The organism is Allorhodopirellula solitaria, assembly GCF_007859855.1.
GTDB lineage: Bacteria > Planctomycetota > Planctomycetia > Pirellulales > Pirellulaceae > Rhodopirellula > Rhodopirellula solitaria.
The window spans coordinates 366,945-381,031 of the sequence record NZ_SJPK01000004.1 but is presented as its reverse complement, the minus strand read 5'-3'; the positions used below and the strand labels follow the sequence as shown (position 1 = coordinate 381,031).

The 14,087-nt window shown below is 57.5% G+C and carries 9 protein-coding genes; 8 read left to right on the top strand and 1 reads right to left on the bottom strand.

Features of this window, described 5'->3' with window-relative positions:
* From CA85_RS10115 to CA85_RS10085, 8 genes are all read left to right on the top strand, one after another.
* Positions 1 to 666, top strand: a complete 666-nt coding sequence (locus CA85_RS10115; protein ID WP_146391208.1) for an RsmD family RNA methyltransferase — start codon at positions 1 to 3, stop codon at positions 664 to 666.
* A 21-nt stretch (positions 667 to 687) separates the two neighbouring features.
* Entirely contained in the window at positions 688 to 1,134 is a 447-nt protein-coding gene (locus CA85_RS10110; RefSeq protein WP_146391207.1) for a hypothetical protein, read from the top strand.
* A gap of 199 nt (positions 1,135 to 1,333) precedes the next feature.
* The gene (ccoN, locus tag CA85_RS10105) at positions 1,334 to 3,688 is read left to right on the top strand and encodes a cytochrome-c oxidase, cbb3-type subunit I (protein ID WP_146391206.1); all 2,355 of its coding nucleotides are present in this window, start codon (positions 1,334 to 1,336) and stop codon (positions 3,686 to 3,688) included.
* A gap of 128 nt (positions 3,689 to 3,816) precedes the next feature.
* Positions 3,817 to 3,993 (top strand): hypothetical protein, encoded by a 177-nt coding sequence (locus tag CA85_RS24840; RefSeq protein ID WP_186774852.1) that lies wholly within the window; start codon positions 3,817 to 3,819, stop codon positions 3,991 to 3,993.
* Entirely contained in the window at positions 3,990 to 4,628 is a 639-nt protein-coding gene (locus CA85_RS10100) for a cbb3-type cytochrome c oxidase N-terminal domain-containing protein (protein ID WP_146391205.1), read from the top strand. The genes CA85_RS24840 and CA85_RS10100 overlap by 4 nt, the downstream gene beginning before the upstream one ends.
* 18 nt (positions 4,629 to 4,646) lie before the next feature.
* Complete coding sequence (ccoG, locus tag CA85_RS10095) at positions 4,647 to 6,062, top strand: cytochrome c oxidase accessory protein CcoG (RefSeq protein ID WP_146391204.1); 1,416 nt, start codon at positions 4,647 to 4,649, stop codon at positions 6,060 to 6,062.
* Positions 6,063 to 6,272: 210 nt separating this feature from the next.
* A complete protein-coding gene (locus CA85_RS10090; protein ID WP_146391203.1) occupies positions 6,273 to 8,363 on the top strand; it encodes a flotillin family protein in 2,091 nt (696 codons plus the stop codon).
* Between the two features lie 16 nt (positions 8,364 to 8,379).
* On the top strand, positions 8,380 to 13,689 hold the full coding sequence (locus tag CA85_RS10085) for a DNA repair ATPase (RefSeq protein ID WP_146391202.1): 5,310 nt from the start codon (positions 8,380 to 8,382) through the stop codon (positions 13,687 to 13,689).
* A 146-nt stretch (positions 13,690 to 13,835) separates the two neighbouring features.
* Here the strand turns inward: CA85_RS10085 and CA85_RS25960 are convergent, their stop codons facing one another.
* Complete coding sequence (locus CA85_RS25960; RefSeq protein WP_261344709.1) at positions 13,836 to 13,970, bottom strand: hypothetical protein; 135 nt, start codon at positions 13,968 to 13,970, stop codon at positions 13,836 to 13,838.
* Positions 13,971 to 14,087 lie beyond the last annotated feature (117 nt).

Genomic DNA, 14,087 nt, shown 5'->3' with positions numbered 1-14,087 from the left:
ATGAAATCAAATTCTCGAACCAAACCCAAAGGGACGGCGAAGCCCAAGGCCACGAAGCTGCGGATTATCGGCGGCGACATGGGCGGCCGGACGGTGACGTACCACGGCGAGGAGTTCACGCGGCCGATGCGTGATAGCGTGCGGGAGAACCTGTTCAATATTCTTGGCCGGGGTATCCGAGGGACCACCGCCTTTGACCTGTTCGCTGGGACGGGTGTGTTGGCGTTTGAGGCGATCAGTCGCGGAGCGGTCCGAGCGGTTGCCGTCGAACCGGTCCGCAAGGCGGCTGAGCAGATCCGCAAGACCGTCGATCACCTCGATTTGGAAAGCAAATTCACGCTCGTCCAGGGCGATGCGTTCGCCGTTGCCAATCGGTTGCTGCAGTGCAGTGGCGAAGACGACACCCCGTGGGTGGTCTTCCTCAGCCCGCCGTATCGATTCTGGACGGACCCTGAGATGTTTCCCAAACTCTCGGCGATCATCCGGCGGGTGCAAAGTCACGCGCCACCGGGCAGCATTTTGGTTGCTGAGACGGACCATACCTTCGACACTGACCGCTTGCCTCCCGGTGACTGGGACGTCCGCGTGTACGGGATCACCCGCCTCGCTTTCATCGAGCCCGGCAACCACTGTGGGTTGAACCTGCCCGATTCGCTAGAGATTTAAAGCCCCCTCCTAGGAAACATCATGCAACTACTCGATACGATCTCCCGCATCGTCCACATCGCCACAGCGATCACGTTGGTTGGCGGCAGTGTGTTCACGCTGTGCGTGCTGTTGCCCTCGCTGAAAACGCTTTCAGACGATGCTCGGACGCAGTTCGCCGCGGCGATCAATGGTCGCTGGAAGCGGTTCATTCACGGTGGCATTTTGCTGTTTTTGGTCAGTGGGTTCTACAACTACTTCCGTGCCATGCCGGATCACAAGGGCGATGGGCTGTACCACGGCTTGCTAGGGACGAAGATGCTCATCGCTTTCGCGATCTTCTTCTTCGCATCGGTGCTGGTGGGCCGCAGCGCGGCGACGGAAGGGATGCGAGCGAACCGGAAGAAATGGCTCAGCGTGATTGTGATTCTCGCGGCGATCATTGTCGCGATCTCAGGGTTCTTGAAGGTACGCGGCGTCGCGATTTGAAGGTCGGCGGCAGGCAGTGGACCTGAGGCCGTGAACTCTGCTTCGATTTCTCATAAAACGCATGCGGCGAATTGACCGCCTCCCCCCACGGCGAAAAACGTTCTGCTAGAATACGGAAATTGTTCAGCGAGCTTAATCGCGGCCCCGTTTCAAGGCGTCTTCTGGGACGCTTCTATTCGTTTCGACACCGAGGAAAAAAATGGCGACAGTGACGTCGACCGATGTCCCGCAGGGCGGATCTGGCGATAGCCATGCTGCGACTGATGCGGGCCGCATGGAACAATTCTCCTATGACGATTCGATTGTGCGGATGTTTGCTGCCGCCACGATCGTGTGGGGGTTGGTGGCCACATTCGTTGGTCTGACCGTTGCCGTGCTCTTGGTCTTGCCGGGTATTTCGAGCGGTTTGGAGTGGATTAATTTTGCCCGACTGCGACCGCTGCACACCAACGCCGCGATTTTTGCATTCGCGGGCAATGCCATTTTCGCCGCTGTCTATTACAGCACACAGCGTCTATGCAAGGCGCGGATGTGGAGCGATGCCCTCAGTCGTATCCACTTTTGGGGCTGGCAGCTGATCATCGTGTTGGCCGCGATCACGCTGCCGCTGGGGATCACGCAGAGTAAAGAGTACGCGGAACTCGAGTGGCCGATCGACATTTTGATCGCCGTTATCTGGTTGTTCGTCTTCGGCGGTAACTTCTTGATGACCCTGATTCATCGCCGGGAACGCCACATGTACGTGGCTCTGTGGTTTTACATCGCCACCATCGTGACGGTTGCGCTGCTGCACATTTTCAATAATCTGGTAGTGCCGATCGGAACTTGGGCGAGCATTCCCATCTATGCCGGTGTGCAAGACGCGTTCATGCAGTGGTGGTACGGCCACAACGCGGTGGCGTTTTTCTTAACAACGCCGTTCCTGGGGTTGATGTATTACTTCCTACCGAAGGCTGCTGAGCGACCGGTGTTCAGTTACCGGTTGAGTATCATCCACTTCTGGTCGTTGGTGTTCATCTACATTTGGGCTGGCCCACACCACCTGCACTTCACGTCGTTGCCCGAATGGGCCAGCACGCTGGGGATGCTCTTCAGCGTGATGCTGTGGATGCCGAGTTGGGGGGGGATGCTCAACGGTCTGCTGACACTTCGGGGGGCGTGGCATAAGGTGGCTACCGACCCGGTGCTGAAGTTCTACGTTGTCGGTGTCACGTTCTACGGCATGGCCACGTTTGAAGGCCCGGCTCTGTCGGTTAAATCGATCAACGCGTTTACGCACTACACGGACTGGACGATCGCTCACGTGCATGCTGGTGCCTTGGGATGGAACGGGTTCATGGCGTTCGGCATGCTGTATTGGCTGATGCCTCGGATTTTCCAGACGAAGATTTGGAACGAGAAACTTGTCAGCCTCCATTTCTGGATCGGCACGCTGGGCATTCTCTTGTATATCGTCCCCATCTATGCCGCTGGCTTGATGCAGGGCTGGATGTGGCGTGCGATGGACGACACCGGGCACCTGATGTATCCGGACTTCATCGAAACGACTCAATCGATCGTGCCGCTGTGGTGGTTGCGCGTTGTCGGTGGATTGATGTATTTCAGCGGTGTGGTGATGCTCGGTGTCAACGCGCTGATGACTTGGTTGCATCGTCCTTCGGAGTACGAGGTGCCCGTGATCTCGGCGCCGCGTTTGAGCGACGAGTACCACGCACCGGGCAAGCCGCGTCAGAGCCCACTTGAGGGCGTGGCAGTGCTGGAGATGAGCAAGAAAATTGAATCGTTTGCCTGGATGGGTTGGCACCGGCGATGGGAGCGGCTGCCGGTGAAGTTCACGGTGCTGGTCACGTTGGCGGTTATCGTGGCGACGCTTTTCGAAGCGATCCCAGCCTTCTTGATCCGCAATAATGTGCCCACGATTGCCACGGTCAAACCGTACACACCGCTGGAACTCGCGGGACGGCATATCTATGTCTCCGAGGGCTGTTACAACTGTCATTCCCAACAGATTCGCCCGATGGTTTCTGAGACGAAACGCTATGGTGAATACAGCAAACCAGGCGAGGGTATCTACGACCGACCGTTCCAGTGGGGCAGTCGGCGGATCGGTCCTGACTTGGCGCGGGAGGGGGGCAAGCAGAGTAGTTTTTGGCACTGGACCCACTTCGAAAACCCCGAGAACGTTTCGCCGGGATCGGTCATGCCGAGTTACGTGCACCTGTTGACCGAGGACATGAAATACGACGCGATCGCGCCCCATGTCCAGGCGGCAGCGTATCTTGGAGCTGAGTATACCGACGAAGATCTCAACGACACCGCCGCCGTAGCAATGCGTCAGGCGGAGCGGATCGCCGCAGAGATTGTCGAGCAGGGTGGCCCAGCCAAGACGTACGAGAAACAAGCGGTGGCGTTGATCGCTTATCTGCAGCGGGTCGGCATCGATTTGTTTGCAGAGGAAACGCCGGAGACGGCAGCGGAGGGAACCGCGTCTGAGGCGGACTCCGAAGAACAGACTGCGATGGGGGCGGGCGATACCGCTGACGATCAATCGTAGCGAGAAGCGGACGGTTCCGGCCGATCGCCACGGCGATCGCGTTCAGGCCGGGGCCGCCAACCCATGATAGACTCACTCACAGACAACGGCGGCGCGTGCCACCGACTCACTTGGAAGGATCAAGACGAATGATCAAAGATTTAGTATGTGCGTTGGACTATTCGGTTTGCGCCGAATGGGCTTTGGCGTTGTTCGTGGTGGCGTTTGCAACGATCACGTACGGCACCCTCCGGCTGAGCCAGGATGCCTCGGATCGTTTTGCCTCGATCCCACTTTCCGATGACGTGGAGGATCCCCGTTCATGAATACGACGACTCCCGACCCAACGCATGATGCCGACGATGAGCACACCACCGGACACGTCTACGACGGCATCGAGGAATTTGACAATCCCTTGCCCGGTTGGTGGAAGTGGATCTTTGTAGCCTCGATCGCATTCTGCCCTCCGTACTGGATTTATTACCACGGCGGTACGCCTGGCCGTTCGATTGAAGAGACCTACTCAGTCGCATTGGCTGACAACACGCGACTGCAGTTCGAAGAGATTGGTGAACTGCAACCGACCGCGGAAACCATCGTGAAGTATATGTACGAGGACAGTTGGCGCCGGGTGGGCAGTATCGTCTTCCAGACGCACTGTGTCTCCTGTCATGGCCGCGACGGCGAGGGCAAAGTCGGCCCGAACCTGACGGATGATGTATACAAAAACGTCACGCATATTGAAGACATCGCCAGCGTCATCAACAACGGTGCTGCAGCGGGAGCGATGCCGAAATGGTCCAATCGATTGCATCCCAATGAGGTCGTGTTGGTCTCCGCCTACGTCGCGAGTCTGCGAGGCATGGATTTAGATGGGCCCCGCGGTCCCGAGGGAAAAACGATCCCACCATGGCCTGAACTAACCGTGAGCGACGAGGACGCCCCCGCCGACGATTCTTAGCAAGCTGGCGAGATTCCCATGAGCAACCACCAAACCGATTCGATTCACGAGGAGTGGGCTGCTGCCGCCGACGATGTGCTCAGCACGATGGAGGCCGATGGCAGCCGCCGTTGGTTGCGACCCCGGCTCTCGATGGGCCAGTGGTGGAAGAAGCGTCGTGTGGTCGCTTATCTGTTGATGGTGGTTTTTGTCTTGATTCCCCATCTGCGGATCGGTGGCAAACCCGTCGTACTGATGGACCTGGTTTCCCGCCAATTGACGGTCTTGGGGAAAACTTTCTATCCCACCGATAGTTTGATTCTCGCCTTTGGGATGCTGGCGGTTTTCATTTCCATTGTGCTGGTCACGGCGATCGCGGGCCGGGCATGGTGCGGATGGGCGTGTCCACAGACGGTCTACATGGAGTTCCTGTTCCGGCCGATTGATCGTTTTTTTGAGGGCACGGTCGGCCGCGGTGGTAAGCCGAAGGCAGACATGGGTGGGTTGCGTAGTATCGGGCGGATCATCGTCTATCTCTTGCTCTGCATGTTTCTGGCCCATACGTTTCTAGCGTATTTTGTCGGTACCGACCGCTTGGCGGAGTGGGTGCGGACATCACCGCTGGAGAACCCATCGGCATTTCTTGTCATGGCAGGCGTGACGGCATTGATGATGTTTGACTTTCTGTATTTTCGCGAACAGATGTGTACGCTGGCATGCCCCTATGGTCGTTTTCAGTCGGTCATGCTGGACGAACAGTCCAAGATCGTTGCCTACGATCCCGTCCGCGGCGAGCCGCGTGCCAAGGGCAAACGACCTGCAGCCAATCCGGCAGGTGACTGCGTCGACTGCCACCAATGTGTCGTCGTCTGCCCGACAGGGATCGACATCCGCGACGGGCTGCAGATGGAATGCGTCAACTGCACCCAGTGTATCGACGCGTGTGACAACGTGATGGAGCGTGTGGGGCTGCCCAAGGGCTTGATCCGTTACAGCTCGCAAGACGAAATTGCTCGCAAGCCGAGGCAATTGTTCCGCGCCCGGACAATTGCCTATCCGCTGCTATTGTTGGCGGTGCTGAGCGGGTTCGCCTGGGCAATCGGCAGCAAGGTGGGTTTTGACGCCCGATTGTTGCGAGGAAATGGGGCACCATTTTCGATCACGGCCACGGGCCAGGTCAACAACTCGTTTAAGTTGCGATTGGTCAATCGCAGCAGCGAGCCGCAGCAATACACTCTGACGGTATCCAAGCCGGAGGGCGTGACGCTCGATGTTCTGGAGGAGCAGCTGCTCAGCCTGGACCCGGGCGGCAACGTGCTCGTGCCGCTCAATATGGAGTTCGCACCGATCGTGACCCGGGGCAGCGGTAGCGGCAGCAAGTCGGCGACGCTCGTCGTCGAGGACGGCCAAGAGCGGCGGCACGAACTCGCCTTCACCCTGCTCGGCCCACGCTAGCGGCATTGGGAGGGCGCCCGTCGGGCGAGAATCGCAAAAAGCCCCCTCTCAAGTGCTGTTTGCGACCTAGGATGAATTAAGATGCACCGAGGTGCAGCCCGCTGCGCGGACATTTTGAAAGATTCTGCGCCTCGCTTGCCGCTGCGATCCGCCCTGTATGCTTGCCGCCCCCCCCCACTGTCTGACTTCTTGAACTCAAGGGATGTCCCCATGCTCTCCGCGATTCTCACTGATTCCTACGCGACCGATGGAGCGATTGTCCTGATCGTCGGAATCCTGCTGGCGTTGCTGTTCCTGATCGTCCTGATGAAGCACTACTACATCAAGGTAGGGCCGGATCAAGCGATCGTGAAATCGGGACGGGGCGGGGTCGAGGCCGTTTGTGGGCAGGGGATGTTGATCATCCCGCTGATCCACCAGTACGAATTCATGGATTTGACGCTCAAAAGCTTTGAAATCCATCGTGAGGGCAGTGCCGGGTTGATCTGCCGCGACAACATTCGCGCCGATATCAAGGTCGCATTCTTTATTCGTGTGGCGAACTCTCCGGCCGAGATGAAAGAGGTCGCCGAAGCGATCGGAGCGAAACGCTGCAGCCAGATCGAGACGCTCCGAGAGCTATTCGATGCGAAATTCAGCGAGGCGCTCAAGACCGTCGGCAAGCACTTTGATTTCATCGATCTGTATGACCAGCGTGACAAGTTCAAAGATCAGATCCTCAAGGTCATCGGCACGGACCTCAATGGATACCGGCTCGACGATGCCGCCATCGACTATCTTGAGCAAACGCCGCTGGACATGCTCAGCCCGAGCAACATTCTCGATGCGGAGGGGATCAAGAAGATCACCGAGTTGACATCGACAGAGAAAGTCAAAGAGAACCAATTCACTCGCGATCGCGAGAAGACGCTCAAGAAGCAAGACGTTGAGGCTCAGGAAACGATTCTGTCGCTCGAACGGCAACGTGTCGAAGCTGTCGAAAAGCAGAATCGCGAGATTGCGGAAATCACCGCTCGCGAGCAGGCCGCAGCGACCAAGGTGCAACAGGAACAGCGGCTCGAAGCCGAGCGAGCTCGCATCCTCACTGAAGAAGAAATTGGTATCGCCGAGGAGAACAAAGCGCGGCAAGTCTTGGTTGCTCAACGCAACAAGGAAAAAACGGACGCGGTCGAACAAGAACGAGTGACCCGTGACCGCGATCTCGAAGCGACCGAGCGGTTGCGTGTCGTCGGCGTGGCTGAGGTAGAGAAAGAGAAAGCGATCGAAGTCGAGCAGCGAAATATCCAAGAGGTGATCCGCGAGCGAGTCGCTGTCGAACGATCGGTCGTTGAAGAACAGCAACGAATCAAGGACACCGAAGAGTTTGCGACCGCCGATCGTGCTAAACAGGTGCAGATCACGGCTGCCGAAATGAAGGCGGAAGAGGAACGCATCCGACAAACCAAGCTGGCTCAGGCCGAGAAAGAATCGAGCGAGTTGCTGGCCGAGAAGATTCGCATCGAAGCCGAAGCGGACCGCGACGCTGCCGAGAAGAAGACGGCAGCGACGAAAATGCTCGCCGAAGCGGAAACGGCTCAGTCGGCTGCAACCGGTCTGGCCGAAGCTCAGGTCCAAGAGGCCAAAGCGATATCACTCGAGAAGGAAGGCCTCGCCGAAGCCAAGGTGTCTCGCGAGAAGTACAGTTCCGAGGCCACCGGCATCACCGAGAAGGCCGAGGCGATGAAGAAGCTCGATGGTGTGGGCAAGGAACACGAAGAATTCAAATTGGCGTTGGCCAAAGAGAAGGACGTCGAGATCGCCGCGATCGATGCTCAACGCGGGATCGCGGAGAGCCAAGCCGGTGTGATCGGAGACGCTCTCCAGGCTGCTCGCATCGACATTGTCGGTGGCGACGGCGAGTTCTTTGAACAGATCACCTCGGCGGTCAAGGGAGGCAAGGCGATCGATCGCTTCGTCTACAACAGTAAAGTCGCTACTGATATCAAAGACACGTTCTTCGATGGGAATGCCGATTACTTCCGCAGCCAAGTGGAGGATTTGATCGGCCAGTTCGGACTTGATACCGACGGTGTGAAGGACCTGTCGATCGCCGCACTGATCGCCAAGATGCTGGGGATGGCGTCGACCGACGACATGCGAACTCAATTGACGAGTTTGTTGAGCGTCGCGGCTACCGCCAACGTCGCTGACCAGAAGGCGGGACGCCTGCTGGCTCGCCCTTCCCAAAACGGAGGCGGCCAAGGTGGGAGCACCGTTGCGGCCAAACAGGTCAAGAAGGTCAAACCGAATCCCAAAGCTTGATCGATAGGACATCCCCATGAGTGACACACAACTCGCCGGTGGTACCTACGAGATCCTCCGCAACCGCCTGAACGAATCCGCGGGCGAATTGCGGAAGCGGTTGGGCCAACTCAATGCCGATCGCAGTGAGGTTTTCGGCAATATTGAAACGCGATTGATCGCGACTCAACGGATCACGACCGAGCACAACTGTATCGCCCGCGATATCGTTTCGATCGGCGACCATTTCGTGTTCGGCTACAACGTCCAGTTCGGATTGAAGACCGAGATCCATCTTCCCGATGTGTTCGCTATCTACCGAATGGTCGATCATGAATTCCATCGCGAGTCGCTCGACCTGATCAGCGATCCGTCCTTCGTTCACGACTTTGAGGAACTCTATCGGTTCTACAAGGGCACCACCTTCCTGCGGTTCTTTGTTGCCGGGCCGATCCTGCACATGGTGTTTCAGATCGGACGAACCGCTAGCGATATCAAGTCGTTTAAATGGCGGATCACGGATGGGACGATCGAGTACATCGATAACCGTAGCGATCATGAAGTGAAACGTCCGGCCCAGCATGCGTTTGCCTGGAAACGGGCAACGCGCGACATGCATCACTATGGGGAACACCCTCACATTTCGATCGAGGACAAGGTGTTCGTCGAAACTGTTGGTGGCGACCTCACGATCAAAGTTGAGAACAACACCAGCAGCGGAGAGGGGATCTATGACGAACCGGTCGACAACCCCGACCAAAAACTCGACGACGCCGAGACTTACTTTGCCGTTGTCGGCAACCTCGTGTTGCTGAAGATCAAACCCTATCAAGAGAACGCCTTTCGCTACATTGTCTTCAGCGGCAAGGTCAATCAAGCCGTGCGGCTCGACGAGATTCAGCATTCCTGCGTGATGCTGCCGGGTGACCAGGGCCTGATTTTTCCAGGCGGGTACTACTTGCAATCGGGCGAGTTCAAACGGTTCGATCATGGCCTCGCTGACATGCGTTACGAACGCACAATCGCCTCGCCCAACGGCGAGGATTATCTGTACCTGTTTAGCAATCTCGAGCAGGGTACCTACGTGCAGCTGAGATATAACCAGATCCGCCAGAGCGTCGACACACCGCTGGTCTGCCATGGCCAGACGTTTTTCGAAGCCGGTGAAATGGTTTGTTTCAAGGGCAACCAAGCACCTCAGAAGCACCACCCTATTCAGATCTGGCAAACACCGTTCGTCGGTCAAGACTTCTTACCGCCCCATCAAACCGATTCGCTGCTGTTCAAGATTGGCAACAAAGACCTCGTCGGCGGGATGGCGGAATGCAGCGAGGTCCTGCAGCTGATCGAGAAGGACGACAGCTATGACGGCTTGTACCAGGATCTCGTCAAGAAATCGGGAGATATCCTCGACAGCTTCTTTTGGATCGATAAACCCGAAACTCATCATCTCAACGAGCCGCTCGGTGAAATTCGCAATACCGCGACCGCAGCGATCGAAGAGTTTGAGAAGGTCACCCGGGTCCGCAGCGAAACGAGGAAGCAAACAGCGCGCGTTGAATCGGCGATCGAAGAGACCCTCAAAGAGGTGGAACGCTCGCGGTTTGAATCGATCAACGACTTCGTTGCCTCCTTGGCGAAGTTGCGTGAGCACCGCGGTCATGCGATCACCCTGCGTGATCTCAAGTTCGCCGATCTATCGCTCGCTGAATCGCTCGAAACTCAACTAACCGAAGCGACCACGCGGCTGAGCCGCCGCTGCGTCGACTTTCTATTAACTGCCGATTCTCTCGCACCCTATCACGCAGCGATCACGGCGGCCGAGGCCAAGATTCCAGAGGTCGACAGTGTTGCCAACGCAAAGGAACTCGAAACGGAGATCGATACAGCGGCCTCGGAGCTCGAACTGCTCACCGAAACGGTCAGCAACCTGCAGATCGATGACGCGACCCAGCGAACGGAGATCATTGACGCGATCGGCGATGTTTTTGCCACGGTAAATCGTGTTCGCAGCGCCCTGAAGAATCGCCGTCGTGAGCTGATTGGGATCGAAGGGCGCGCCGAGTTCGCTTCCCAGATGAAACTGCTGCAGCAATCCACAGCCGGCTACCTCGATGTTTGTGATACGCCGGCACGCTGCGACGAATACATGACCAAGGTGATGGTCAGCCTGGAAGAATTGGAAGGTCGATTTGCTGAATTCGACGAGTTTATCGAAACGCTCGCGGAGCGACGCGAAGAGATTTACACCGCGTTTGAATCGCGGAAGGTCGCTTTGTTGGAGAAACGCAACCAACGCGCCGAATCTCTGGCCTCGGCAGCCGACCGAATTCTAAAAGGCATCTCCGCCCGTGTCACCGCGATGGAGTCGAGCGACGCGATCGCTGCCTACTTCGCCGGCGATTTGATGGTCGGCAAAATCCGCAGCTTGATCGAGGAACTCGATGAGCTCGGCGATGCCGTTCGTGTGGGGGACCTGCAAGGCCGTTTGAAAGTCGTCCGTGAGGATGCCGTCAGAGGGCTCAAGGATCGACAGGACTTGTTCGAGGATGGGGGCGACGTGATCCGATTGGGTGAGCGAAAGTTCGCCGTCAACACACAGCCGCTCGACCTGACCACGGTGTACCGCGGCGGTGAACTTTGTCTTCACTTGACCGGGACCCAGTTCTTTGAGCCGATGAGCGACCCACGGCTCGAGGCGTCGCGTGAATTGTGGGACCAGCCGCTGGTTAGTGAGAACCGAGAGATCTACCGCGCCGAGTATCTGGCGATGGATCTGTTTCACACGGTACAACAGTCCCCACGCTCACAGCCCGTCGAGCTAGCGTGGGTCAGCCAGCAGATGAACGGCCGTTTTGACGAAGGCTATGCCAAGGGCGTGCACGACGTCGACGCCACCGCGATCTTGAATACCATCCTGCAAATCGACGATCAACTCAGCCTGCTTTGCTACGAACCCACGCTGCGTGCTTGCTCGCAATTCTGGTGGCATTTACTGCTCGACGAACGACGCCGTGGCGAGATGAGCGATTGGATCGCGGGATTTGCCAAGCTTGCCCGGGCGTTCCCCAACGCCCAGCCTGCCATTGAATTCCGCGAGCGATTGAGCCAACTCGCAACATCGGACGCCGCGATCTGGAGGCCGCTCTTTGGCGAACACCTTGCCGCGGATCGAATCGCTCAATACCTTTTCGACGAACAGCTTGTGTCGCCATCCAAGACGACGCTCAGCGGCCGAGCAGCGGAGCTTTTTGAAGAGTTCCGAAATGCACTGCCCGCGTCGGACCGGAAGAAATGGTTGATCGCGGGACTGCGTAACAACGCAGAAGATCCTTCGCGCCTCTATGTGCTCGCCCGCAACTGGGTCGATGCATTCTTGTCCAAACGCCCGGTGCCGAGTGACGGCGACGTCGATCCGGCGGCCGGGTACCGCGACGAACTCGCCTGGTTCGTGCTCCGCGATATCGTCGGCGAGTCGCAGTCCGAATCCATGGCCATGCAGCCACCGATGGATGCTGACGATAACGCCTCTCGGCAAGATCGAATCAGCGTTGTCGAGGTCCCCGTTGCTGCCGTGGTGGATTCTCTCGTGGGCAGTCATGAGCGGATCCACCAGGGCGAGATGCCGATTCATTACCACGAGTTCATGCATCGCCTGGGCGGCTATCGAGCTTCGGTTGTGCCGCGTTATCGGGCCCTGCACGATGCCAAAGCGGAATTGGTCCAGGAAGCTCGGGACTCGATGCGATTAGATGAGTTCAAACCGAAGGTGCTCAGTAGCTTCGTTCGCAATCAATTGCTCGACGAGGTCTATTTGCCACTGATCGGTGATAACCTTGCCAAGCAGATGGGCGTGGCCGGGGCGGACAAACGCACCGATCGAATGGGATTGCTGTTGCTGATCTCGCCTCCCGGATACGGCAAGACGACGTTGATGGAGTACGTTGCCAACCGTCTCGGGTTGGTCTTCATGAAGATCAACGGTCCGGCAATTGGCCACGGCGTGACTTCGCTCGACCCTGCCGAGGCTCCCAACGCGGCCGCTCGCGAGGAAGTCGAGCGGTTGAACCTGGCCCTCGAGATGGGGGACAACGTGATGCTGTATCTCGATGATATCCAGCACACGCATCCCGAGCTCCTGCAGAAGTTCATCTCGCTTTGTGATGCCACCCGCAAGATCGAGGGTGTGCGTCATGGCAAGACACGCACCTATGATCTGCGTGGCCGGCGTGTGGCGGTGGTGATGGCGGGTAACCCTTACACCGAGAGTGGCGACCGATTCCAAGTCCCCGACATGCTCTCCAACCGCGCTGATGTTTACAATCTCGGCGAGATCATCGGTGACAAGGCCGACGCGTTCGAGATGAGCTATATCGAGAACTGTTTGTCCAGCAACACGACACTCGCCGCTCTGGCGTCGGCGCCCCCTGTCGATGCGCGACGGATCGCGATGGCGGCCCAGCGTGATTCGATGGAAGGTATCGAACTAGAAAGCAACCTGTCACTTGACCAAACCCGTGACATGTTCGAAGTCATGCGGAAACTACTCCGCGTCCGCGACGTGGTGCTCAAGGTCAATCGCGCCTACATTCGCTCGGCCGCGCAAGCCGACTCCCATCGAACCGAACCGCCCTTCAAGTTACAGGGAAGTTATCGGAACATGAACCGGATCGCCGAACGCGTTGCTCCGGTGATGAACGATGCCGAGTTGCAGACGTTGATCGTGAGCAATTACGAGCAAGACGCACAGACGTTGACAACGGACAACGAAGCCAACGTGCTCAAGTTCAAAGAGCTGATGGGGATCATGACGCCTGAGGAAACTCAGCGTTGGGACGCGATCAAGTACGCCTTTGTCGAGAGCGTCCGGATGGCGGGAATGGACAGTGAGGATCAAGTTGGCCAGGTGCTGCGTCAACTTGCTTCGATGCGTGACGGGCTCGAATCGATTCGCCAGGTCCTTGCCAAGGCTATCGCGATGACGGACCATTCCGGCGAGGAACGGATGGATGCCCGCATCGACACATTGCGGCAGTCACTGCTCGCGATCGGCGACTCGCTCAGTCATCAAATGGAATCGACCGGGAGCCAGATCGAAAATTTAGCTCGCCAGAACGCTGCTACGCCGATTGAGCAGAAGGTGCTTGTCCAGCATAAGGTGCCGCGGGTAATGGCCGAGCTGATCAAGGGGCAATTTCACTTGATGCAGGAATGGATGCGTCCTCTGTTGACCGAATCCATCGACAATGGCCGCGATATCGATCGTCTGCTGAAACAGCTCGACCAGATGATGCAGACCTACCGGGACGTCGAGGATGTACTCGACCCCGGTCCCGAGCAGGAATAATCGCATCGGGAAAGTCGTATTGGACGAACCAACGAGCTGCTCAATATCCAGAAGTATCCCGTCAGGGATGATAGAAAATAGCCGGTGGTTTGAGCGCAAGCGAACACCACCGGATACCACAGAAAAGCTCTCGCTAAATCCGCCAGTTATTGATCACGGGTTGCTAGGTTGGTAACCCGACGCGTCAGCGAGGAAAACGCAGTGCGCTGCGTGGTCAAGAGATCATCCTCGCTGACGCCTCGGGTTACCAAGACCGCCTCGCAAACTAGAGTAAGTGCCATTCGGCCAGCGCCGTCGGCTCATTCCACCGCAAAACTTCATCGGACCAGCTTCTGGCGCGCGGCTGAGGCTCCAACGTGACTTGGCCTCGCCGATGCGATAGACTGGCGATTCTAGCC